Here is a 23,294-nt window from a genome sequence, read left to right as displayed (position 1 = left end):
ATCATAAAGGAGATTCTTGTTCACGCAGTTTTTTGAGACGCTCATCCATTTCAGAAAGACCCTTTGTTTCAGCAAGCCCATAGTCCTCTTTTCCTCTTCTCTCTAAATATTCGGGGTAATGTGTAACTTTTATCGGTACGGCAAATCGAATTTTAGGTTCAGATATAAGCAGAGCCTCGCCGACATCTAACATTTTAATTTCGGTATCGCTGTATTCCAAGTAAGGCGTATTTTCAGTTAAGTATGTTCTATCTTTTCGCAACTCGGTTTTCATTATAACTTTTGTCCATAATTCAGCGAAAACGTCAAAGTTAATCCTTGATGGTCGCGGTGTTACAGCGTTAAGTCCAACTCTGTATTTGCGGTATGTCAGGGCGATGTCGGAAAATATTGTTCGTGGCTTGTTAGGGTCGAGAAATTCGTGTGCTTCTTCGAGCGTGATAAGAAGTGTTGGAAGTTTCTGCCATTCTGTATAATTTTCTTCCCACATGCGCTTGTAATGACGCGCAACGGTCGCCGCTACGAGACAAGTGATTTTGTTCTGGTCTTCTGAGCTTATTCCTGAAATGTCTATGAGGCAGGTGATTCCGTTGCATAGGTTTTGTGTTACGTTGTCAATGAAGTTGTAGTCAGAAGTGGGGAACAGGTCAGGGGAAAGAGAAGACAGCTTAAGCATTAGAGCATCAATTACATGCTTCATTTTGTAATCTGCAACGCGTCCCACTCCGGCATGTCCTTCAGCGCCATAAACTTCTCTTGTTTCTTCAATCCAGCGTTTTCCGAGCTTTTTGTAAAGCTTTCTTGCAAGCCTAATTTGAGGAAGTCCTATGTCAGGAAAAAGCGTGAGAAGCTTTTCTGGACTGATTGTGTGCAAACCGACAGTCATTTTTCCATCGCGTGAAGAATAATACTGAACCTTGCTGTGAAAAAGTGGATGATCTTTTAATCCCTTTTGGGGTTTGATGCCTTTTCCTTCGAGAAGCTGTCCGGCAAAGTCAAAGATTAAGGCCACTGTTCTGGGGCTGTTGTCAATTATTTGCGCGTTTAAAATAAGTTCAGTGTTTGTTTTTCCAGAGCCTGTCATTCCGAACATGCCCATCATTAGGGGTATAGCCTCGATGTTTATGCCTACGGAGCCAAGAGATTGCACGCCTGAACGAAGCTGCCCTAACTCTAACTCTCCAGAAAGTTTCAGGACAGCGCAATCTTCTTCGCTTGCTGTGTATACTTTGTCTCTATAGTTTGGATTGAACGTTGGAGAGCGCACCTTGCCAGTTGTTTTCTCTAAAAAGAGAATAGCGGCGACACAGCGGTAGGCAGAGTAGGGTCCAAAGGATTCTTTGCCTTCTGCCTCACGTAATTGTTCGATAGTGTCAAGCGTTGAGCTGCTTTCAGCGTTAACAATTCTTGCATAGAAACTTCTCTCGCCTGAGTGTATGCGAACTATTTGTCCAAAAGAAAGAGTTACTCCTTTATTGAGGAAAAAAGAGACTGCGTCTCCTTTTGTTCCACATATGAACCCTATAGGGTCAGACTTGTCCATCCCACCACTCCCACTCAAACGCGTGTTTTATCCCGTGAAGTTCGTCTGCAAACCGGCAAGAAAATTCTTCTCTACGCAATGTCTCCAATAATCCCGCTTCAGCAAGGACGCTTTCTACTTGATCATGGTAAGCTAAGAGCATTGCATCAGAAGGTTTCGAAAATTCATGAGCCAGCAAAAGAGGAACAGGATATCCTAAACAGCGAGGATCTTCAGCCACAACAGTTAGAGGCGCAAGCAATTCACATACATCACCTTCAGTCAGGTACTCCATGATATCACAACGAAAAACGCGTGGACTCTCTTTGCACAACTTAACAAGCGATATATCGCCATACAAACTCTGATCCTTATCCGCTTCTCTCACCGGATGAAACACCCACATATCATAGGGGGAAAGAATGCTTATAGTAGCTATAAGATCTCTACCTTTTTCATCGTGAAGCGAAGGAGAATTTTTGCTAACAGCCAGAAGGATAATCCCTTCCTTTTCGCATTTCTCATACAAAGCCACACGAAACTTCCGTTCCCCACCAAAATAGCCGCCGCCATCAAGCAAAAGGTAATTACTACGAGGATCCTCATGCTCGTAGTATGAAAAGTTGGTTTTGCCTTGAAGAAGATCAAGCCCCATTTGACTTTCTAACTCGATCCTTACGTCTGTGAGGAAGTTACTACGAGTATGTGCATCGCCAATCACGGTACATAATCGTTCGCGGTAACCCCAATCGACATTCCGTTCTTTCACTGAGGCATATGCAACTCGCATGAGGTAGATTCCCCAGTTATTTGCTCTCTTAAGAGTTCTTGTAGAGCAATCAACTGCAATAAATCTTCCAGGAAAACTGTTCATTTTCTTTAAGGGTTTTATTAAGGATACGTCCGGTTTGGCGGATATTACTGGTTCCTCTCTCATCTCAGTCACACCAGTAACTCTCCCTTTGTCAAGGTAAAACCTGAGTTTCTTTTCCATTTCATCCAAATCTAATCTTATTACGCCGTTCACTTGCGACCTTTCCCCAAAGTGTTGCTTAAATCGCAAAATTTTTCACTAAAATAGTTGTTTGTATTTGTTAATTATCTTTTTGTAGAAAAATATTCAGGGTTTCGGTATCTGTTGTTTAAGTGTGGCTTGAGGAACGTTGAATGTCAGTTTATATTTTAAACTGTTGGCTGCTCCTGTTTTCGTGAGTATTCCTTTGGTTGTTAATCTTGTGAGATAAGTTGCCACAGTGCTAAGGCATATAGGCTCTTTAAATTCTTGTTCGTAAACAGTTTGAACGTCTTTTGAGGAGAACCACACAATAGGAAAGTGCTTGTGAATTAACGTACGGACTTTTTCGTATTTAGTGAACCCGTTGCCAACGCCGGCGGGATTACTGCTAGGATTGGTTGGTTCAGTTGGCATCCCGCCTAAAAGTTCCACCATATCTAAAAGCCGTAGAGCCTTCTCTCTGGTTATTTGCCCCTCGAAGGCTACAGCATACTTATTGCCTTCACTATCGAACACTTCAACGCGTATTTTTCTTGCTGGCATAGGTTGGCATGCACCACATGTGGTGTTCACAGTTTTGCAATTCACAAGTTATAGGTGTTATGGTTAAACAAAGAAAGAAAAGCACCATCTAAAAAGGGTAAAAAGAGAAAAAAACGAACACTTCCATCTCTTTTAACTTTACAAGTTTCACACAGTCTTAAAACAACGAAAACAGCAAAAAGTAAAGGGAAAGTGTTGTTTTCCAATGGAAGGATAGGGGTGGCTTATTCACAGAAAAGAAACATAAAAAATTAAATATTTCAAGAAGAGAGGTTGGAAAAACTGCACTATTAAGTTAATTTCACAATGTTTTCACAAAATTGTGAAGGAAAAGGCAAGCTAGCAGTGTAAATTGCAAAAGAGTAAAGATGCCTTCGGGTTGCTTGAAAAGTTCATCAATCAAAGGTAATGTTTCTCAGTCACCCCTCTGTTTCCTTTGGAACGTTTTTATGGTTGAGTTAGGAAAACTTGATTTAAAATAAAAATTTTAAGTAATAATTTAAAATGTTTAATAGTAATAATTATAATTTGTTTTATCGTCTTTACCTCTCAGAGTATATTTCTCCTTTAAAGAAATCATCATTACTTGTTACAAATAAATCAGATTTCCACTGGAAACTTTGGGGTGACTGTATAAACTGCATAGTTTTATTCTTGTACTTTTTCCTTTTTAGAATGTTAAAGTTTAAATTTAGTTTTTTGTATGGTAGAGCTTATGTTCTCCACTGGAAAATGGGGCTTTACCTTTGAAAATATGTGAGGGGAAGAAATGGACGAAGAGGGCATACTTGAAAGTGTGTTTCAAAAGTTTGTTACTAACGCAAAAATCTTTAAGGACAGGGAAGTGCTACGCCACGACTATCTACCAAACAGGCTACCTCACCGAGAAGAACAGATCCGACGGCTTGGAGAAACCGTGGCTCCAGTTCTTAAAGGAGCAAGAAGTTCCAATGTTTTAATCTATGGAAAAACGGGAACAGGAAAAACAGCTGTAACAAAATATGTGCTCAGCCACCTTGAAGTTAAAGCTAAGGAATTCCATGCCCCCGCAAAGTTTTGTTACCTCAATTGTAGAATGGCGGGTTCTGAGTATCGTGTTTTTGCAACATTATGCCAAAGTGTGGGCGTCACTGTTCCTTTTACTGGTCTCTCTGTTGGAGAAGTCTTTGATAGATTTAAAAACGGTTTGGATGCCTCGAGAATAATGCTAATTATAGTTCTGGATGAAGTTGACACTCTAATAAAGGCGCATGGAGACGCTGTTCTTTACGAGTTAACACGAATAAACGAAACGTTGGCTAACAGTAAAGTGTCAATTGTTGGCATATCTAATGATCTTCGGTTGAAGGAGTATCTTGATCCTCGTGTTTTAAGCTCGTTAAGTGAAGAAGAAATTGTTTTTAAACCATACGATGCAAGTGAACTGCGGAATGTTCTGTTTGAACGTTCAAAGTTAGCGTTTTTTGACAATGTCCTGTCTGATGCTGCATTAAGCCTTTGTGCTGCTTTGGCTGCTGCAGAACATGGTGATGCGAGGCGCGCGTTGGATTTGTTGCGAGTTGCAGGAGAAATTGCGGAAAGGCAAGGTGCAAAGGTAGTTGTTGAGGAGCATGTCAGGGAAGCAGAAAAAAGCATTGAACATAACCGCGTGGTTGAAACTCTTAAGAATTTAACTTTACATTCTAAATTGGTGCTTTTGAGTGTTTACCATTTAACTAAGGTTGACGCTCAACGCGCGATAACTGGTGAAATATATGATGTTTACAGTGAACTCTGCGGGGAATTAGGGCTTGCGCCACTGACGCAACGGCGTTTAGGTACGTTAGTGAGCGAACTGGATTCTATGGGCTTATTAAATACGAAGGTCGTGAGCATGGGAAGGTATGGACGCACAAAAAAGATTAGATTGGAGATAGCCCGCAGTAGTATTAGAGATGTTTTTGCCAATGACGGTAGACTTGGACGATTGGTTGAGTATGAAGCAAAATGCCTTTCAAAACATGCCAGTAGTAGGAGTTGAGGATGGGAGTTTTCAAAAGGGAACAACACGGAAAACAGTGCTTGCTACAGTGCTGCTTAAGGGGCATACCCTTGAAGATGTAAGAACAGCAGATATACTTGTTGACGGCTTAGACGCAACAGAAAAGCTCAAAAAACTTTTGCACGGGTGGACGTTTAATGTTGTTTTCCTTGCTGGAATTTCTTTTGCTGGTTTCAACATTGTCGACCCAGCGAAGATTCATGAACAGTTTAAAAAACCGGTCATTGTGGTAACGCGAACAAAACCTGACAATAGGGCGGTGAAACGAGCTCTCCGGCGTCATTTTGAAGACTGGGAGACGCGTTGGGATGTTTTTGCGAAGTTGGGACCGTTTCTTGAGATTATTACCTCTCTTGGTAGACAACCAATTTACGTTACAGCAATAGGCGAAAGCCTTGGCTGGGCATGTAAACTCGTTCGGGCATTATGTGTTTGTGGTCGTGTTCCGGAACCACTTCGCATTGCACGGCTAATTGCACGGGGGCTATCCTAACTAAACGGAATAACCGTAACTTCCAGCGTTTGAAGGTTCACTACAGGAACTTTTCCAGGAGTAGGAACTAGTCCGAGTCGGCGCATGTAACTTGTCTGTTCTTGCCATCCGCCCGAATTTACAATCAAGACTCCTCGATAATTTGTATGCCCTAAAACATGTACGTGGCCTGCATGGAAAATGTCTGGGGCACGCTCTATAACGAGAAAATCTCTGTTTTCCGGAGAAAGTGGAGTTTTCCCACCATATGTTGGTGCTAAGTGACGACTTTGTAGTAACAGTTTCATGGCTTTTTCCGGGTGGTTAAAATCCATTCCGGGAACTGTGGAGGTAATGTCATCTAAACTGCGTCCGTGATATACCAATAATTCTACGTTGTGCAGACTTAGGAAGCAAGGGTTTCCAAGCGAATGCACATTTCGTGACTCTTCTAATGTTTTTAAGTAAGTGTTTGCAATTGCTGGTTGGGGTAGGGCTTTTCTTGGGGCATCATGGTTTCCGGGTATAATTATTACTTCTATGTAGTCTGGTATCTGCTCAATATAGTTTGCAGCAAGTTTATACTGTTCATACACATCGCGTACTGCTAACTCTTTCACTTGGTTAGGATACACGCCTATCCCGTCTACAATGTCCCCCGCAATTAAAACATATTTTACATGGCTTGCCATTTCCCTCATAGCGTCATTTCCATATTTGCCGTTAAGCCACAATATGAAACGATTGAACGCTTCTCTTTGAAATTTTGTGCTGCCCACATGCATGTCTGAAGTTAAAACGGCATAAACTGGAACTGGAGCTTTGCGTTGAGGTTTTTGGGCGATATCCGGTAAAATGATATCTTCAGCAATTAAGAGGTTGCTTCTGGTCTTTGCAACACTTAAACAAACTACTTGGTCAAGCATGAGTAGACGTGCTTTTTGTTGTAACTCTTCTGGCGCATTCTGAGGCACCAGCACCATAGCGTTCGCATGTAAATCCTCAATTGCCAAGAGCATTTTCTGTTTGGATTCCCTCTTTTCTGTTATAATGCCTATTACTTTGAGTTTAGCATTTGGAGGCGCCTTCAAAGCGTCAATCACGGATGCTGCACTTTTAACGTCCACCCTTTGTCTCAGTAGTTTTCCTATTCGTTCGAATCTGTCGCGAAAATACCCAAGATAATCCTCTATTGTTCCACCTGAGCTCAGCTTGCCTGTAGGGTCCTCGATAACCTTTATTTGTGCGTCAACTTCCTCAGCGTAGGCATGGAAAGGCCTCTTTCCTTCAGTCATTTGAGGCTCTTTTAGTTCTTGCGGCGTTTCTTCCAGTGGCTGAATTACAATTTCTTTTGTAGGTTCTGGCTTTTTGACTACTTCTTCCAAAAAACTTCTTTCAATAAACAATGGTTTTTCCTTTTGAGTCTCTATTTTCTGCAGCAACTTGCTTATGATTTCTGTTGGATCTTCCGTCGCTGCTAACGTGCTTAAAAATTCGAAGGCTTCCTTGTTTAGCTGGTATCCTGCCGAAATTGTCAGCTCAATGGCTTTTTGCAGTTTTTCTATTCCGCTCATATGCGCATAGTTCTCCAATCTTGCTTTTTTGGCACTATTATGTAGCCTTCAGCGTCATCTCCTATGGCTTCTGTTTGGTTATGTATGTAGAGATAGGCTGTAAGGGCTGCTGTAATGGCGTCGAGTTCATGTGGTGTTAACACACGTGCTTTTATGTCGCCTTCTAACTCCATGCTTTTGAAGGTTGCTTGGATTTCTCCCCAATCTTTTAGCTGCATCCCCAAAGCCTTACGCGTTGAAGTAGGATGCACTTCTATTACGTTATATCCTTTTTCCCCTATTAACTTGTTCAATTTAATCGCGCGAGATGTAAGCATTCTCATTGCTGCCAGAACAGGCGGAAAAACGCGGTATCCTTTTCTTATCATTTCTCTGTCCGCTTTTCTCAATAATCCTTTCTGAGGAAAACAAAATGGAGCATCTATTGCGATGAGAGTTGGATTATTTTTGGTAATATTCCACAAAATTTCTTGATCATCGTATAACAAACATGCCTTAACCTTCTTATTTTTCCAAAGTGCCCATCCTGAAGGGTTATTTGAGGTTCCAGCCAAATCTATACCAATTATACATTCTTTCTTCAATTTCAACACACATGCTTAGATTTATAAATTGGCATTTTGTTTAGATATGTTAATATTCGAAGCACGAATACTAACTTTAAGGATATGGCGATACGTATGAGCGAATTACGTAAAGTCCAACGCACTCCAACAGGAACCTTTTTCGTGTGTTTACCCCGCGCTTGGGCGGAACAGTATGGTTTGAAAAAAGGGTCTGTCGTAGCTATTAGCGAAACTGCCGATGGCAAACTCTTGATAGACACTAAGTACAATGTGGAACCTTCCCCCCTCACTGCCAACTTGAAGCCCGGGCCATACTTGGGGCGTGAGATTATTGGTAAATATTTACTTGGATTTGACATTATCCGTGTTGAGTCAAAGGAACGTATTAGCTTTGAGGTACGAGATGCTGTCAAAAAAACTGTCAGCCGTTTGGTTGGGTTGGAAATTATTGAAGAGGACTACGCAAAAATTGTTTTGCAATGTTTGCTTGAGCCTTCGGGGTTTCCACCTGAAAAGATTCTTCGCCGTGGCTATGCGATTGTTTCAAGCATGCATCGGGATGTTGTTACCTCTTTTACTGATGGAGATGTTCAGCTGGCAAAAAGCGTCATTGCACGTGATGACGAAAGTAACCGACTTTATTTTCTTCTGGTACGTATCTTGCGCACGATAATTCAGAATCCAAGTTTAAGCGACAAGTTAGGCGTTAGCCCAATTGAATGTTTGGATTACCGGTTAGCAGCAAGCCTTGTAGAAGCCATCGGAGATGAGTGCGTACGCGTGGCAATGAAAACTGTTGAGTTAAAAGAGACGAAGCTTGCTGAAGATTTAAAGAAACTGTTTGTAGACTTTCACTTACTATGTTTTGAGGCTCACGAAAACGCATTGACTGCATTTTTTGTGGGTGACATTGCCTTGGCGGAAAATGTACGGAATATGCGGGAAAAAATTGACAAAACATTTGCTAGCATTGAGAAGGTCGCTAGGGCCCAGTCGCTCGATGTTGTGCCGCAGATTCTGGCGGCTGCTTCGTTTTTAAGGCAAATCTATGAACATAGCGTCGACATAGCGGATTTGGTCATGCCTAAAAGGTAAAGTCCAACTGTTTTAGAACGGAAGTTTTTCTACTTTTTGTGGAGCCTTACTTAACGAAACATCTTCTTCTATTCTTAATTCGCTAGAGTAGTGAATTTCACCGTCTATGCGGCAATGAGATTCGATAACAACATTTTCGCCGTAAACATTCCTTGCGTACGCTCCTTTCCTCATTAAAATTTGCTTTCCGAAGACATCTTCCGCGTTAGCGTTTTTGTTAACAACCACTCGTTCTGCTCTTATTGGCCCATGAACCTTGCCTCTATGACCTATCTCCACAAAACGTGCTATCACGCCTTCCACCGTTCTTATTGAACCACCAACTTCCACATGATTTTCTGCCATAACTTTTTTGGCGTTTAATGCACCGCCTACTTCAATATCTTCTGCAGAAATCTCCTCGCCTATTTCAACTATGCCTCCTACTTCCAATTCGCCAGAAAGCTTCAAAGATTTGCCAACTTCCAATCTGCCACCAACATCAACTTCTATACCTTCGCCTGCACCCGTTATCTTTACTTTTCCGCCGACATCTATGTCTTCAAAAGTTAGGTCACCTTTGACTTCTAACGAACCTCCCACATCTATTTTGCGTCCTTTATTTTTGTTGGAGAGGCTGACAATTCCGCCGACATCTATGTCTTCAAATTCCAATTGGTCATCTGACTCAAAGCTTCCACCGACATTTATTTCGCCGATTTTGCCTCCTTTTACTTTGGCGGTTCCTCCTACCTCAAGTGTTTTGATGTTACTTTTTGATTCAATGAGGAGGCTTCCCCCAACGTCGATGTCGACTGCTTCGACTTCTCCTTTAGCTCTGAGGCTTCCGCCTACATCTATATCTTCTGCCTTCAGTGCACCTTCCACGTTTATGCTTCCTCCCGCATCTATCTTTTCTGCGACTAGGTCTTTGCTGACATGTAATGTCCTGTCAATGTCCACATGTTTCGCGGTCATTTTTCCATTAACCTCTAGTCGTCCATCTTCGATTTCAATTGAATTTTTTATCTCCAAGTTTCCATAAACAGTCACGTCGTCTTCTGCTTCTAGATTCTCCGCTGACAAGTCGCATTCGAAAGTGTTGTTTCCTTCGCAGTAAATGTTGCCGAGGATGTTCACTTTCGGAGGTGTTCCTGTTCCTTTTATGATTGAGTTTCTGCCAACTCTTAGGTCACCATTTACTATATCTAAAGTTACAGTACTTTTTGATGGGATAGTCTTTTTTTCATTCATTTTAAATCATCACCTCAATCTTTTTTTTAGTGTTTAAAAAGGGGACTCACATGTGGTGACTAGTTTTTGCCTCAATTTGTTGCTGTTCCCTTCAGTTTACAGTATGCCGCTTTTGCTCTTTCCATTTCTACCTTTACCTTGCAGTTTTCACATGTTTCAGTTCTAATTAACAAAGCAGAATTTGGCTTGGTTAACTTGATATTGACGTTGTTAATGTGCCCAAACAGTTTTGTTCCTATAGTAGCCTTCTTCTGTGACTCACCCTTCAAACCTACTCCATTCTTTATATGACGTGCCATTTTTTCATTCACCTCACTTTTTAACTAAAACCAGATAACTTTCTTCAGCCCTTAAAAGGCGACGCACTTAATGAGAACACATTTAGTAGTTACAATTTGTTACTGTTCCTCTAAAGCCGCGAAGAACTTTCGCATTCTCTTGAATGTTTCCAAATATTCCAGGCCCCATTTCGTTGCTCTGTATTTCTTTGAGTCGTTTACTATTACTTCGCGGACGAAACCGTGAGAGACCAGAAAATTCAAGATTTTCTTTGTTCTGTCAACGGGCATGTTGGCGCCGTAAGAGATTCTCGTTAAGGAACACAGTCCCTTCCTTGCTATTATTTCGATAATATTTGCGTAAATATCGTACTTTGTTCTTCTCTGCTCATTTGACAATTGGCGGTTTCCTCAAATTACGTTACTATTAAATGCTGCATGCTTAATCTTAGTTTTGGTGATGTCTATTGCATCCTACGCCTTCCGGTGCTGAACAATATCATATTGCATGCAAAAAAGGCGACTTAGCCAAATATTTGCTTGTACCCGGCGACCCTGACCGCGTTCCGAAAATTGCAAGCTTTTGGGATTTCGCCCGTGAAGTTTCTTGTCATCGTGAGTTTCGAAGTTTCACAGGAAAATACAAGGGAGTTCCAATTTCTGCCATGTCCAGCGGTATTGGCCCTGCTTGCATGAGCATACTTGTTAATGAGACTTCCCGTGTAGGCGTGGAGACGTTTATTCGTGTGGGCAGCACGGGCGCAATACAAAAGCACATTGAATGTGGCGATGTGATTATCTCCTCTGCTGCCGTGCGTCTTGACTGCACAAGCAACTATTACATTATACCTGAATATCCCGCTGTTGCAAACTACGAAGTCTTACTGGCTTTGATTGAAGCGGTTGAATGCTTGGGCATAAGCAACTATCATGTAGGCATTACGGCAACAACAGCAGACTTCTACGCTGGACAAAACCGCCCAACAAAAACAGCAAAAAATGATAGTCTACTGCCTGCATTACAAAAGGCTGGAGTGTTAAATTTCGAAATGGAAACCGCCACATTATACACTCTTGCAAGCCTTTATGGATTACGAGCAGGTTCAGTGTGCGCTGTTTACGCCAACAGATGCACCAGCGAATTCAAACCACAAGCAGGCGAAGAAACCGCAATAAAAATCGCAAACGAAGCAGTAAAAATACTTAATGAATGGGACAAAACAAAACATAAACACAAAAAACAATGGTTTTTCCCATCGCTTCTCTCAAAATAATAAAAACTCTTTTAGAAGACAAACACGCTTCATCTATTGAGCCGGGGTGGCGGAGCGGTTAACGCGCTGGCCTCGAGATCAACCAGCCTATATATAAGGGGGCTAGGAGAAAAAAACACAAGCAAGCCAGTGGGCCTTCGGGCTCGCAGGGGTTCGAATCCCTTCCCCGGCGCCACAATGTTAAACTATTAATTGTGCAAAGTTTAGGTCATGAAAGCAACTGCTGTTGCGCATCCTATTCAAGGCTTAATTAAGTATCATGGGTTAAAAGATAAAAAGCTGAGAATTCCCTTTCACGATAGCATATCTGTCTGCATCGAAGCCCTACACACTACGACTACAGTTGAAACACTCAACTCATCAAAGAAAGACTCTGTGATAATAAATGGAACAGAGGCTGTGGGCAAAGATTTTGAAAGAGTCGAAGCCGTTCTAAACAAACTAAGAAACCTTACCAAGTATTCGGGAAGCTTCAATGTTGCATCCCAAAACAGCATAACCGGCGGAAAAGGTTTGGGTTTTTCTGCTTCTGCTTTTGCTGCTCTTGGAACTGCCGCTTGCGCCGCCTTAGACTTTGAGATTGATTATGTTTCACTTTCTGAACTGGTCAGGCTTGGCGCGGGTTCCGCCACACGAAGTCTTGCCGGAAGCTTCGCAATATGGTACGCAAACAAGAATGGCAAATCGTATGCTGAGCCGATTGTAGAGCCAGAAACCGTTGATTTGGGCATGGTTATTATGCCAATATTTTCTACAATTAAAACGGATGAAGCACACAGTGAAGTCCTTAGCTCCCCATTATTCAAAGCTAGATTAAGACATGTGGCAAAAATCGTTAAAACAATGAAACACGCTATAGAAGTTGGCGACATTGCTACAATAGGACAGCTTGCCGAAGAAGACAGCCTAAATCTGCACGCTAGCACCATGACCGGAGAAGCCCACATGATTCTTTGGGAACCGGAAACTATCCGAATAATAAAAGAAGTACAGAAAATGCGATGCGAAGGCATGCCCGCATGGTTTTCAATAGACACCGGCCCCTCAGTATTTATTAACACTTGTGCCGACCATATGGAAGACATAGCTAATCGACTTCGCGAAATAGGCTTTTCTAAGATTATAATCAGCAAAGTCGGTGGCAAACCATTTCTTAGCAAAGAACACCTTTTTTGATGTAGCTGTTTGCCCCAAAACATGTTAGAGCTCTGTTTTTCCAAGCTCTTTTATGCTATGCTACCTTCGTTGTTACTATTGCCTTGATATTCCGTCTGTTCTCTGGTATCTGCACAAATTTTACGTTAACATTGTGTAGAAATTCTTCTACCGCCTTTTTTGCCGCTTTCTTTGTTGGATATTCTCCTTTTAATTCAATCCACGGTAAAGTCTCATCAATTTTAATCCATACCACGTACAAAGGCTTCACCAATATTAGACTTGGAAAAGGTTAGAATTCTGGTAATTAAAACAGTTATGAATTTTTAGTAATGATTTTTGTTAAGTTTTTGGAAACTTATTTAAGGGATGCTGTACCAATCGTTAGGGTTTAGGAGCGACTATTTGGGTGAAAATTGAGGGTTCGCTTGAAAAAGCCGTGTTGAAGGAGTGCCTATGGATGAGCGAAGACGTAGGAAGTTCGGGAGAAGGTGAACAAGGTGAAGCTAGCCAACAGTCCAAACTGCGTTTACAAGGATTTTCCACAGGCAACGCATACGGCAAGAAAGCCCACCCAACAAGTTTTCACTTTTAGACTAATTCCAAATCTCTTTCTGTGTGGTATCTTCCAAAAGGAGGCATCGTGCCGATGAATCACTCTGTAAACTCAAAGACTTTCCTTAAGACGTTTAAAGAAACCCAAATTGCCTTCTCCTTTGATGTCGGCGGGTTACTCGCCGGCTTCTTGGTCGCCCTCCAACTTGGCGTTTTCCAGCTTTCTCCTTGGGCTATTGCAATATACCCAGTTATTGTAAGCGCAAAAGGTGTCATTGGAGGTTTGCTTAGCGGACGTTTAAGCACAGCGTTACATATCGGTACAATTTACCCACGCTTTTTCAAGAACACTGAGAGTTTTTACCGGTTTTATGCAGCTCTTATAGTTATAACATTTGCCACTAGCATCGTAATGAGCATATTCTCCTTAATTTTTGGTCTTCTCTTCTGGAGTATTTCACTTGCAGATTTTCCCGCAATCTTAGTGGTGGTCACAGCTACTATGACTCTAGGATTGGCAATTACTTTAATTACTATGATGGTTGCGTTCGTCACTTTTAAAAAAGGCATAGACCCAGATGTTGTCGTATACCCTATAATGTCAACCACTGCTGACATAATCATAACAATATTCTATGTTTTCGTGCTGACCCTGTTCTTTCTTTCTGGCGAGTTCGGCGTCTATGCTCTACTTTTTATTGCTTTAATTCCTGTTGTTCTGATGGTTTATATTATACCTCGAAACATCCACAACAAGGAGTTCATAAAGACTGTTAAAGAGTCTTTGTTTACAATGTTATTTGTTGCAATAATCGTCAACGTCACAGGGACTGTTCTAAAGAGAATAAGTAACATTGTTGAGGGCAGAAAAGAAATTTACACGGTTTATCCTGCGCTGATAGACCTAGTAGGAGACGTAGGGTCTGTTGTTGGCTCAACAGCTACGACAAAGCTTGCTTTGGGTATGCTTAAATCATCTATGTCTTCCATAAAGCAGCATAGTACGCAGATTTTCAGTGCTTGGTTGGCTTCAATGCTATATTTTGTTCTTCTTGGTATCTTGTCTTTGTCACTAAACGGCATATTTTCACTGTTTGCATTTTTTGGTTTAATTTTGGTCTTGTTGGTAGCGAATGTGATTGCAGTCGTAGCAATAATTCTTGTGTCATATGCAATTTCAATCTTGACTTTTCAAAAAGGTCTAGACCCCGACAATTTCGTTATTCCTATTGAAAGCTCATTTGCTGATAGTATGACATCTATCGCTTTGCTTGTTGCCTTATTTCTGGCCGGCTTTCTTTTAGGAGGGTAGGGTTAAAATATTCCTTACCTTATACTTTGCCTTGGAGCGACCTCAAAAGTATGCCTCACTTCGAAAAAATCGAATACAAACCCATACCCGTAAGAGACTTGCTTTTAGAAATGAAGAACCTTTCTGAATTGATGATTGATTTGGCTTATTCTGCTGCGTTATTTAATGATAAAGAACTTGCGGAGGACGTACTAGAGCTTGAAGGACGTGTTGACACACTTGCTTACCTTTTGGATATGACTGTTATGATAGCTGCGAGAGACTCTAAAGACGCAGAAGCTTTGGTTGGCGTTTCCACCGTAGCTGCAGCAGCAGACAAAATTTCAGACGCCGCTGCTGATATTGCCGCGATAGTTACACAAAATATTGGTGTGCACCCCATTGTAGGTGAAATTTTTGAACGGGTTGAAGAACGTTTAACACGAGCTAAGGTAGTTAAGGAGTCGGTGCTTATTGGAAAGAGTATAGGCGAACTGGAATTAGCGGCAAGAATGGGGGTAGACATAATTGCAATTCGTCGAAATAAAGACTGGATAATAAACCCAAAAGAAACTGAGCGCATTCAAGATGATGACGTCCTCATAGTCCGTGGCGCCCCTCTTGGCGTTAAAGAGTTTAAAGAACTCACCGAAGGAAAAACGATAGATGCAAGAGAAACAGTAATGGCGGAGCGACGTCAAAAACAATTCGAGGAAATTGTTAACCGCTTTGTTGAATTAAAAGACACTTCCGAATTAATGATGGATTTAGCCTACTCTTCATTACTGTTGAATAGTAGAGAGTTAGCAGATGAAGTTCAAAGGCTCGAGGAATGCGTCGACAAACTACATACGGAATTTGAACTGCTTGTTTTATCTAACTCTTTCAAAAAAGAAGAGGCTAAAGGGTTCCTTGGACTGATAAGGTTGGGCGTTGTAACTGAAAAAATAGCAGACGCCGCAGCAGAGATTGCTGAGGTTGTTTTGAGAGGCATCGAACCACATCCCATTCTTAAAATGACCATAGAAGAAGCCGAAGAAACTGTTACTTTTGTTAGTGTCACCGAAAACTCTCCTTTAGCAAATAAGACTTTAAGGGATGCTAAAATTCCAAAAGAGACTGGCATGTGGGTTTTGGCAATCAGAAGAGGAGACAAGTGCATAAGACCAAGACCAGAATCGAAAATTGAAGTGGGCGACGTTTTAATCGCCTCTGGTTATGCTGGTGGAGAAGACGACCTAAAAAAATTGGCTTCCCCTTGACTTGCACTGTTCAATTGCTAGGTAGTTAGTTAGGATACTTATTTTGGATTCGCTAATACTATAAACTCGGAATCCGATTTAATGTAAAGGAGGCTGTTAACTACGAAAAGGAAAGAATCAACCACAGAAAATCAGAGCATTACATGCCCAAACCCTTCTTGCGGAAAAACTTTTACTAATCCGATAAAAGCTGAAAATTTAGGCTCAAAAAAGGTTGAAGTTTACGATGCATGCCCCTATTGCTTGACGGAAATAATAGTAGAAGAAACCCCATTAATCCCTGAAGAGAAACAAGAACCGAAAGCTAAAAAATTGGAAATTGAAAAACCCACAGTGCCCTTTACTCCCGAAAAACCAATAAAAAAACCAGGCTGCGAACACCATTTTGGATATCTTAGTCAGCGTTCATCAAAAGAAAAAATTCCTGAAGAATGCATGACATGTGAAAAGATAGTGCAGTGCATGCTCAAAAACGTGACAGGTTAAGTTGGTTATCAATGATACACACATGTTCTTTTAAACAGTCGTGTTTATTTTTACAAAATGTGTAGGGGACAGTATTAATTGGCAGCAACTTTGCAGAGACGAACGGGTGCAGTTACATCGGCTATTCCTCAATCAAAGACGTTGAACGCTGAAACAGTGACGAGCATCGCCACGGGTTTCCTTAAACGAATCGGTCACAAGGGCGGTTTAAAACCTAAAAGGGTTTCTTTAGAAGAAGGAATCTACACTGTTGAAGTGGAGATGAAAAAACTTACTGCGCTCGTGAGAGTTGACGCTGAGACGCATGAAATTAAAGAATACGAGATACAACCAAAAGGTGAGGAAACTCCTTTTATTTCGATTTCTCCTAAAGTCATAGTTGTTGTATTTGGTGTTGCGGCAGCCGTTTATGTTGCTTTTCATTTTGTGTTTAAGATGTTTGGGCTGTAAAATACCTTTTAGTGAGTTGATATTCTTCTAAATAAAATAAGATAGATGTAGAAGTCGCGTTCTTAACTAACAAGTTTTGAGGGTTATTGTTACTTTTCGCTTTTCTTCTTCCTCTCTGGCTTTTTCTCTTCTTCCGCTGATGGTGGTGGTGGAGGTGGTGGCGGCTCCAATGGCTTTTCTTCTTTTTTCTCTTCCATTTCGCTGGTTATCTCTTCGATGGGTTTTGGTGGCGGTGTCGTCGCCATGGTCCATCCTATCCATGCGCCTATGGCCATTATGGCAATGAAGGCTATGAAAACGGGCACTGCGACAACCCAGAAGCGTATTGCAGTCAAATTTGCCTCCGCTGTTGATACTCCAAAGACTGAAAGCCATTGTGGGAAGAATAATGTCAGAATATAGAAAATCGCAATCACAAAGCAGACTATGAATATTATTCCGCCTATTGATTGGTCTTTACTAACCATATTTACATCACCATATGTAAGCCATGTTTACCTTCTTACACCTTTTAAAGTTTACCATTGTTTTCAGTGTGTTGCTATATCGTTCCCATTTCCCATGTTGCCAAATATTCTTTCTGTTCGCTTGTTAGTTCATCTATTCTTATTTTCATTGCGTCAAGTTTCAGTTTCGCCACGGTTTCGTCTATTTCTTTTGGAACCAGGTAAACTTTTGGCGGCATCTTTTCACTTTTAACTAAGTGTTCCACACACAAAGCTTGATTTGCAAACGACATGTCCATGACTTCTGAGGGGTGTCCTTCTGCTGCTGCTAAATTCACGAGTCTTCCTTCTGCTAGAAGATATAGTCTTCTTCCGTCTTTGAGTGTGTACTCTTCTAGGTTTGGCCTGATGTTCCTTTTTGATGCGGATAGCCCTTCCAAGTCTTTTATGCTTATTTCCACATTGAAGTGTCCGCTGTTGGCGAGTATTGCGCCGTCTTTCATTTTTTGCATATGCTCTTTTCTTATGACGTTTATGTCGCCTGTGGCTGTTATGAATATGTCGCCGATGGCGGCGGCTTCTGTTATTGGCATTACACGTAGTCCATTCATTGCGGCTTCAAGTGCTCTGAGCGGGTTTACTTCTGTGACTATGACGTTGGCTCCCATTCCTTGGGCTCTCATGGCGATTCCTCTTGAGCACCATCCGTAACCACAAATCACGAAGTTTTTGCCTGCTAAAAGGATGTTTGTTGCTCGTAGGATGCCATCTATTGTGCTTTGTCCTGTTCCATAGCGGTTGTCGAATAAGTATTTAGTATAAGCGTCATTAACGGCTATAATTGGATATTTCAATGCGCCAGTTTTCTCCATAGCTCGGAGTCTTAGAACGCCAGTCGTTGTCTCTTCTGTTCCGCCTTTGATGTTCGGTAATGCTTCTGTTCTTTTGCTGTGAACTGTGCCAACAAGGTCTGCTCCGTCATCAAGTGTTATCATGGGTTGCTGATCTATTACCTTTTCAACACACCAGTAATATTCCTCGGTTGTCTGTCCTCTCCATGCAAAAACATTAATACCTTTTTCTGCAAGGGCTGCAGCTACATCATCTTGTGTAGAAAGAGGATTGGAACCACACAACGCAACTTTTGCTCCACCAGCGAGAAAAGCATCAACGAGAACAGCTGTTTCTTTTGTCACATGTAAGCATGCGCCTAAGGTTAAGTCTCTGAAGGGTTTCTCTTTGCTGAACTTTCTTTTTATTCGGTTTAGAACCGGCATGTGTTTTGAAGCCCATTCTATTTGTAGGTGTCCTTTTGAAGCTAGAGTTGAGTCTTTCACTTTGAATTTTTCCATTCGGTTTTTCCCTTCTCCAATGCTCATTCAAAAATTACCTATTTAACGTTGGCGTTTAATCTTTCAAGAAGTTTGCTTTTGGCTTTTTCTACTTCTTCTATCACTTTTTCAACGTTGAATGTTAGCAATTTTCTGTCTTCCATTACTATCTTGCCGTTTATGATTACTGTTTCTACGTCTGAGGCTTTTGCAGCATAGACCAGATGACTTGCTTCGTTGTATATTGGATAAAGATGCGGTTTGTTCATGTTGACTATTGCCAAATCTGCCTTTTTTCCGATTTCTATTGAGCCTATTTCCGTTTCCCAAGAAAGAGCTTTTGCTCCTTCTATTGTTGCCATCTCGAGAACTTTTTCAGCAGGCATTACGGTTGGATTTTTGTTGGCTCCTTTATGCAATAAAGCAGTTGTTTTCATAACTTCAAACATGTCTGCAGAGTTGTTTGAGCAAGGGCTGTCGGTGCCGAGTGAAACTGTTATGTTTTTCTCGAGCATTTTTGGAACCGGACTTATGCCTGAGGCGAGTTTAAGATTTGAGATGGGGTTATGGGAAGCTTTTACATTTTTGCTTCTCATCACTTTCATGTCACCGTCTGTTAATGCCACGCAATGTGCGGCAACGACTTGTTCATCTAAAACTTCCAATAAGTCCAAATACTCCATGATTCCATTTTTTACGTCGACGTTGAAGGTTCTGCGAACTTTTTCTTTTTCGTCTTCTGTTTCGGCGACGTGAATATGCCAAATTATCGGCGCATCTCGTGAACCATACCTTTCGTTTAGGGTCTCCTTTATCGTTTTTAGTTCTTTCATGTATTCTGGGTCTACAGTGTACGGCGCATGTGGGTCAACGCTAGCGCGTATTGTACAATTTGCCGTGTTATGCCAATTCTTTGCCAAATCTTCTAATGCTTTTTTGTCTTCCTTTTTTCTCCATGAAAAGCATACGTGTCCTACTACGCCACGTAAACCAGCATCAGCAAACGCTTTTGCTTCGTTTTCTTCTGGCGTGTAGTGATACATTGTGTTGACGGTGGTTGTTCCACCCATTATTGATTCAATCGCTGTTAACAAGGCGCTCACGTAAATGTCGTGTGGTGTCATGTGTTTTTCTATGGGCCATATCCACTTTTCAAGCCATTCTTGAAGCGGTAAATCGTCTGCGTATCCTCGTAGTAAACTCATGGCGGCGTGCTGATGCGTGTTTACAAGTCCTGGTATGACAACTTTGCCTTTTGCATCTATTTTTTCGTAGCTTCTTCCGTATTTTCTCTTTAGTTCATGTGTTTTTCCGATGTCTGCTATGGTTTGTTCTTCTATTACGATTGCGCCTTCGCGGATTATTTTTCGGTTTTTCATTGTGAGTATTGTTCCGTTTTGTATGAGAATGTTCATGAATGAGCACTTCTTTGTTTATTCTTGCTTGCATCGCTATATTTTTAACTTATAACCGACACCTTTCGTTTTGGTGGTTTCATGCCAGAGCTAAAGGTTGAGCGGCTGGAAGAGTATCTTTCAAGTGTTTATAAAAAACCTGTAAAGATTATCAGCGTTGCTCCTCTCGGAGGGGTGGGAATTACTGAGTTGAAAGGTTTTGGATACGGTGTACCATGGTTTATAGAGTTTAACATTGATAAAGAGACCAAACGCGTTGTTTTGGAGACAATGCGCCCCGAAGGCTTTGGGCATGACCACTTTTCTGACAGGGCCGCTGTTCTGCTTTGGCAACATTCTACCTTTAACAAACTGCCTAGGCATGTGCGTTCCGTTGATGTGGGCGCGTTCACAGCTGATGGAGAGACGTTAAAGTCGGTTGGTGATTGCAGCGAGTTTTTCTTGTTAACTGAATTTGTAGGCGATGGTGTGCTTTACCATCATGATTTAGACAGCATTAAGAAATCGGGTTTTATGAGAGATTTGGATGAAGAACGGTGTGTGGCGCTGTCTGAGTATCTCGCTGAAATTCATGCAGTAAAGAAGGATGCTTCTGGGCTTTATGTAAGGCGCATTCGCGACTTGCTTGGGCATGGCGAAGGCATTTTCGGGTTAACCGACAGCTACCCAAGCGGTTTAGGCTATGTGGATGAGAGATTTTTTGTTGAATTCGAGAAGGCTTGTTTGGAATGGCGTTGGCGGCTTAAACACAAGACGCATAGACTTTCTCAAGTGCATGGAGATTTTCACCCATGGAATGTCATGTTCAAACAAGGATTAGATTTCGTAGTATTAGACCGCAGTAGAGGCGAATGGGGCGAACCCGCAGATGACGTAAGCGCTATGACAATTAATTATCTCTTTTATGCTTTACAAAGTTCTGGAGAGATTGAAGGACCTTTTGAGAGGTTATTCTTGCTTTTCTGGCGAAACTACTTAGATAGGACGGGTGATGAGGAGATTTTAAGTGTTGTTCAACCGTTTTACGCTTGGCGAAGTCTCGTGTTGGCTTCGCCTGTGTGGTATCCGAATTTGCCTGTGGATGTGCGCAAGAAGATTTTTCGTTTTGCCACTCGTGTGTTGAAGGCTAAGGAGTTTGAATTTGAAACTGTCGAATCCTACTTCAAATAGCTTATACCACTGCTACTGGGTTTGCATGGCTAACGTTGGGGTTAAAGAATAAATAGTTTCTCAACTAAATCTGTTCGTCTGTGGTGACTGTAGTTGGACACGGTTAACTCTATTAACAATTTAAAGCGAGCACTCAAAGAAATGGGCTATTCTGATAAGGCGGTAGAAGAGATTTTGAAATGGTACCAAAGGCGTAACTCCTAACATGGATGAGTCGCGTGAAGGGCGTCTACCTTTTAATCGTTTCAATCGCTAAACCCATCCAAATTCGCGTTGGTGCGTTGGGTAACGTATCTTTCGAGAAGGGCGTCTATGTGTATGTAGGTTCTGCTCAAAACAATTTGGAAAAACGTGTGGAACGGCATCTCAAGAAGGTTAAGCGGAAATTTTGGCACATTGATTACTTGCTTGAGAATGAAAATGTGAAGATTTTACAAGTATTCTATAAAGTGACTGGAAAATCCTACGAATGCAAGTTGGCTAAAGAAATAAGTAGAAAAGGAACTGCAATAATTGGTTTTGGTTCTTCTGACTGCAACTGCAAAAGCCATCTGTTTCGGCTAAACGATTATCAGTCTTTAAAAGAACGTATGCACTCAATGAAAGTATGACTCGCGGAGCGAGTATTATGCCCCAAAATGGTTGGTGTGTCTGGATTACAGGGCTTCCAGGCAGCGGTAAGTCTGTCGTCTCTGAAACTTTGTTGAAACTTCTGAATCAGCATGGCATCCACGCGGAATTGTTGTCTTCTGACGCTTTGCGAAGGATTCTAACTCCTAAGCCAACTTATTCAGTTGAAGAACGTGACATAGTCTACGCTACGCTTGTTTACATCGCTAAGCTGTTAACACAGAATGGCGTAAACGTTGTGATTGATGCAACTGGCAATTCGAGACGTTATCGCGAAAATGCGAGAAAACAAATTCCAAAATTCATAGAAGCCTATCTCGAGTGTCCGTTGGAAGTGTGTATGAAACGTGAGGCAAACAGAGGAAAAACCTACCAAGCACCAAAACAAATCTACGCTAAAGCTTTAAAAGGCAAAGCACCAACTGTGCCCGGGATAGGACAACCATACGAACCACCCTTAAACCCAGAAATAACCTTAGACACCACAAAGCATAATCCGGAAGAATGCGCCCAAAAAATATTAAAAACACTCTTTGAACGTTTTTCATAATCATACAGCTTTAGCGTTACAGAATAAGGGTGCTTCTTCTTAGGCACACCTTTAATAGTCTCAGTCTATTTCTTTAAGGCGATTTGTGGTTTGTGAAACTTATGCCGGAACTTCCCGAAATAACCGTCATTGCTGGACAGATGAATAAGGAAATCGTAGGAAAAGATATCGCGAGTGTTGAAATAAAACAACCTAAAAACCTAAACATTCCAGTCGCTGAATTTGAGAAGATAATCAAGGGAAAAGCTGTAAAGGAGGTTTTTAGTAGAGGAAAATGGATTTTCATAAAACTAGCCTCAGCCTACTATTTGCTCGTAAATCTTGGGATGGGAGCTGAGCTTCTTCATTTCACTCAAAATCAGACGCTTCCAGAAAAATATCACTTTAAAATGGCATTTTCCAATGAAAGCGGATTTACAATTCATTTCTGGTGGTTTGGCTACATTCACTTGTTGCATGAAAAAGAATTGTGTAGGCATGAGCTTACCTTTAGGCTTGGGATATCGCCAACAGACAAATTGTTCACGGTAGAAAAGTTCAAGGAGCTATTAGCAAACAAGAAAGGAAGAATAAAGGAGTTCTTACTTGACCAGAAAAACATTGCAGGCATAGGAAATGTTTACGCTCAAGACATCCTTTTCAAAGCCAGAGTACATCCAAACAGAAAAATTCCAACGTTGTCAGAAAAAGAAATTGAAAACCTTTACAAAGCTATCACCAGCATACTAAATCACAGCATTAAATTAGGTGGATTAGCTTACGAAAAAGACTTCTATGGAAAAAGCGGCAAATTCACCATTGACGAATTTCTCGTAGGCTACAAAGCTGGAAAACCGTGTCCTTTATGTAAAACGTCAATAGAGAAAATCAAAAATGGCAGCACGTCCTCTTATGTTTGTCCAAAATGCCAACAAATACAGTGAGAAAGCGCTAAATACGA

General features: G+C 41.4%; 26 protein-coding genes and 1 tRNA gene. 15 read left to right on the top strand and 12 right to left on the bottom strand.

What is annotated here, in order from left to right; translation table 11 throughout:
* Position 1: 1 nt before the first annotated feature.
* The 3 genes from QXW63_06070 to QXW63_06060 are packed head-to-tail and all read right to left on the bottom strand — an operon-like array spanning position 2 to position 3,080.
* A complete protein-coding gene (locus QXW63_06070) occupies positions 2–1,543 on the bottom strand; it encodes an ATP-binding protein (GenBank protein MEM3461453.1) in 1,542 nt (513 codons plus the stop codon).
* A complete protein-coding gene (locus tag QXW63_06065; protein MEM3461452.1) occupies positions 1,530–2,585 on the bottom strand; it encodes a hypothetical protein in 1,056 nt (351 codons plus the stop codon). The genes QXW63_06070 and QXW63_06065 overlap by 14 nt, the downstream gene beginning before the upstream one ends.
* A 57-nt stretch (positions 2,586–2,642) precedes the next feature.
* Entirely contained in the window at positions 2,643–3,080 is a 438-nt protein-coding gene (locus QXW63_06060; protein MEM3461451.1) for a hypothetical protein, read from the bottom strand.
* A 769-nt stretch (positions 3,081–3,849) separates the two neighbouring features.
* Between QXW63_06060 and QXW63_06055 the strand changes: the two genes are divergently transcribed.
* Both QXW63_06055 and QXW63_06050 read left to right on the top strand, forming a co-directional pair.
* Complete coding sequence (locus QXW63_06055; GenBank protein MEM3461450.1) at positions 3,850–5,100, top strand: ORC1-type DNA replication protein; 1,251 nt, start codon at positions 3,850–3,852, stop codon at positions 5,098–5,100.
* Entirely contained in the window at positions 5,081–5,614 is a 534-nt protein-coding gene (locus tag QXW63_06050) for a DUF99 family protein (protein ID MEM3461449.1), read from the top strand. Before QXW63_06055 ends, QXW63_06050 begins: the two co-directional genes overlap by 20 nt.
* Here the strand turns inward: QXW63_06050 and QXW63_06045 are convergent.
* Entirely contained in the window at positions 5,611–7,167 is a 1,557-nt protein-coding gene (locus tag QXW63_06045) for a DNA-directed DNA polymerase II small subunit (GenBank protein ID MEM3461448.1), read from the bottom strand. The two genes, QXW63_06050 and QXW63_06045, sit on opposite strands and share 4 nt — an antisense overlap.
* A complete protein-coding gene (locus QXW63_06040) occupies positions 7,164–7,751 on the bottom strand; it encodes a DUF429 domain-containing protein (GenBank protein ID MEM3461447.1) in 588 nt (195 codons plus the stop codon). The genes QXW63_06045 and QXW63_06040 overlap by 4 nt, the downstream gene beginning before the upstream one ends.
* 96 nt (positions 7,752–7,847) lie before the next feature.
* Between QXW63_06040 and QXW63_06035 the strand changes: the two genes are divergently transcribed.
* Positions 7,848–8,828 carry a phosphate uptake regulator PhoU gene (locus QXW63_06035; protein ID MEM3461446.1) on the top strand — a complete coding sequence of 327 codons (981 nt, stop codon included), beginning with the start codon at positions 7,848–7,850 and terminating at the stop codon, positions 8,826–8,828.
* A gap of 12 nt (positions 8,829–8,840) precedes the next feature.
* Here QXW63_06035 and QXW63_06030 read toward each other — a convergent pair whose 3' ends face one another.
* The 3 genes from QXW63_06030 to QXW63_06020 all read right to left on the bottom strand — a co-directional run bounded on the left by QXW63_06030 (position 8,841) and on the right by QXW63_06020 (position 10,738).
* Complete coding sequence (locus QXW63_06030) at positions 8,841–10,061, bottom strand: hypothetical protein (GenBank protein MEM3461445.1); 1,221 nt, start codon at positions 10,059–10,061, stop codon at positions 8,841–8,843.
* Between the two features lie 71 nt (positions 10,062–10,132).
* Complete coding sequence (locus QXW63_06025) at positions 10,133–10,360, bottom strand: hypothetical protein (protein ID MEM3461444.1); 228 nt, start codon at positions 10,358–10,360, stop codon at positions 10,133–10,135.
* A gap of 99 nt (positions 10,361–10,459) precedes the next feature.
* Positions 10,460–10,738 (bottom strand): winged helix-turn-helix domain-containing protein, encoded by a 279-nt coding sequence (locus tag QXW63_06020; GenBank protein MEM3461443.1) that lies wholly within the window; start codon positions 10,736–10,738, stop codon positions 10,460–10,462.
* A gap of 68 nt (positions 10,739–10,806) precedes the next feature.
* Here QXW63_06020 and QXW63_06015 point away from each other — a divergent pair, with 68 nt between their 5' ends.
* The 3 genes from QXW63_06015 (at position 10,807) to mvaD (ending at position 12,789) form a co-directional block, all read left to right on the top strand.
* Entirely contained in the window at positions 10,807–11,613 is an 807-nt protein-coding gene (locus QXW63_06015) for a nucleoside phosphorylase (GenBank protein MEM3461442.1), read from the top strand.
* 40 nt (positions 11,614–11,653) lie between these two features.
* Positions 11,654–11,788 (top strand) — tRNA-Ser (locus QXW63_06010).
* 35 nt (positions 11,789–11,823) lie between these two features.
* Complete coding sequence (gene mvaD / locus QXW63_06005; protein MEM3461441.1) at positions 11,824–12,789, top strand: diphosphomevalonate decarboxylase; 966 nt, start codon at positions 11,824–11,826, stop codon at positions 12,787–12,789.
* A 55-nt stretch (positions 12,790–12,844) separates the two neighbouring features.
* Here mvaD and QXW63_06000 read toward each other — a convergent pair whose 3' ends face one another.
* Complete coding sequence (locus tag QXW63_06000) at positions 12,845–13,030, bottom strand: hypothetical protein (GenBank protein MEM3461440.1); 186 nt, start codon at positions 13,028–13,030, stop codon at positions 12,845–12,847.
* Between the two features lie 147 nt (positions 13,031–13,177).
* On the opposite strand from QXW63_06000, the gene QXW63_05995 reads away from it, so the two are divergent.
* The 5 genes from QXW63_05995 (at position 13,178) to QXW63_05975 (ending at position 16,812) form a co-directional block, all read left to right on the top strand.
* Positions 13,178–13,363 (top strand): hypothetical protein, encoded by a 186-nt coding sequence (locus tag QXW63_05995; protein MEM3461439.1) that lies wholly within the window; start codon positions 13,178–13,180, stop codon positions 13,361–13,363.
* 54 nt (positions 13,364–13,417) lie between these two features.
* Positions 13,418–14,635, top strand: a complete 1,218-nt coding sequence (locus QXW63_05990) for a magnesium transporter (GenBank protein MEM3461438.1) — start codon at positions 13,418–13,420, stop codon at positions 14,633–14,635.
* 50 nt (positions 14,636–14,685) lie between these two features.
* Positions 14,686–15,876, top strand: a complete 1,191-nt coding sequence (locus QXW63_05985; GenBank protein MEM3461437.1) for a TrkA C-terminal domain-containing protein — start codon at positions 14,686–14,688, stop codon at positions 15,874–15,876.
* A gap of 243 nt (positions 15,877–16,119) precedes the next feature.
* Complete coding sequence (locus QXW63_05980) at positions 16,120–16,362, top strand: hypothetical protein (GenBank protein ID MEM3461436.1); 243 nt, start codon at positions 16,120–16,122, stop codon at positions 16,360–16,362.
* A gap of 78 nt (positions 16,363–16,440) precedes the next feature.
* Positions 16,441–16,812: a hypothetical protein gene (locus QXW63_05975; protein ID MEM3461435.1), complete on the top strand. Its 372-nt coding sequence runs from the start codon at positions 16,441–16,443 to the stop codon at positions 16,810–16,812.
* Positions 16,813–16,901: 89 nt separating this feature from the next.
* Here the strand turns inward: QXW63_05975 and QXW63_05970 are convergent, their stop codons facing one another.
* From QXW63_05970 to QXW63_05960, 3 genes are all read right to left on the bottom strand, one after another.
* Positions 16,902–17,279, bottom strand: a complete 378-nt coding sequence (locus tag QXW63_05970; GenBank protein ID MEM3461434.1) for a hypothetical protein — start codon at positions 17,277–17,279, stop codon at positions 16,902–16,904.
* Positions 17,280–17,353: 74 nt separating this feature from the next.
* Positions 17,354–18,637, bottom strand: coding sequence for an adenosylhomocysteinase (ahcY, locus tag QXW63_05965; GenBank protein ID MEM3461433.1), 1,284 nt, complete (start codon positions 18,635–18,637; stop codon positions 17,354–17,356).
* A gap of 11 nt (positions 18,638–18,648) precedes the next feature.
* Positions 18,649–20,004, bottom strand: coding sequence for an amidohydrolase (locus tag QXW63_05960; protein ID MEM3461432.1), 1,356 nt, complete (start codon positions 20,002–20,004; stop codon positions 18,649–18,651).
* A gap of 81 nt (positions 20,005–20,085) precedes the next feature.
* Here QXW63_05960 and QXW63_05955 point away from each other — a divergent pair, with 81 nt between their 5' ends.
* The 4 genes from QXW63_05955 (at position 20,086) to QXW63_05940 (ending at position 23,277) form a co-directional block, all read left to right on the top strand.
* Positions 20,086–21,174: a phosphotransferase gene (locus tag QXW63_05955; protein MEM3461431.1), complete on the top strand. Its 1,089-nt coding sequence runs from the start codon at positions 20,086–20,088 to the stop codon at positions 21,172–21,174.
* 218 nt (positions 21,175–21,392) lie between these two features.
* Positions 21,393–21,785, top strand: a complete 393-nt coding sequence (locus QXW63_05950) for a GIY-YIG nuclease family protein (protein MEM3461430.1) — start codon at positions 21,393–21,395, stop codon at positions 21,783–21,785.
* Positions 21,786–21,802: 17 nt separating this feature from the next.
* Positions 21,803–22,354, top strand: coding sequence for an adenylyl-sulfate kinase (locus QXW63_05945; protein MEM3461429.1), 552 nt, complete (start codon positions 21,803–21,805; stop codon positions 22,352–22,354).
* A gap of 101 nt (positions 22,355–22,455) precedes the next feature.
* On the top strand, positions 22,456–23,277 hold the full coding sequence (locus QXW63_05940) for a DNA-formamidopyrimidine glycosylase family protein (protein ID MEM3461428.1): 822 nt from the start codon (positions 22,456–22,458) through the stop codon (positions 23,275–23,277).
* Positions 23,278–23,294: the final 17 nt, after the last annotated feature.

The sequence above is a fragment of the Candidatus Bathyarchaeia archaeon genome (assembly GCA_038873195.1).
Classification (GTDB): domain Archaea; phylum Thermoproteota; class Bathyarchaeia; order Bathyarchaeales; family Bathycorpusculaceae; genus DSLH01.
Note: the sequence above shows the minus strand (reverse complement) of the source record. Positions and strands in the feature narration are given on the sequence as shown.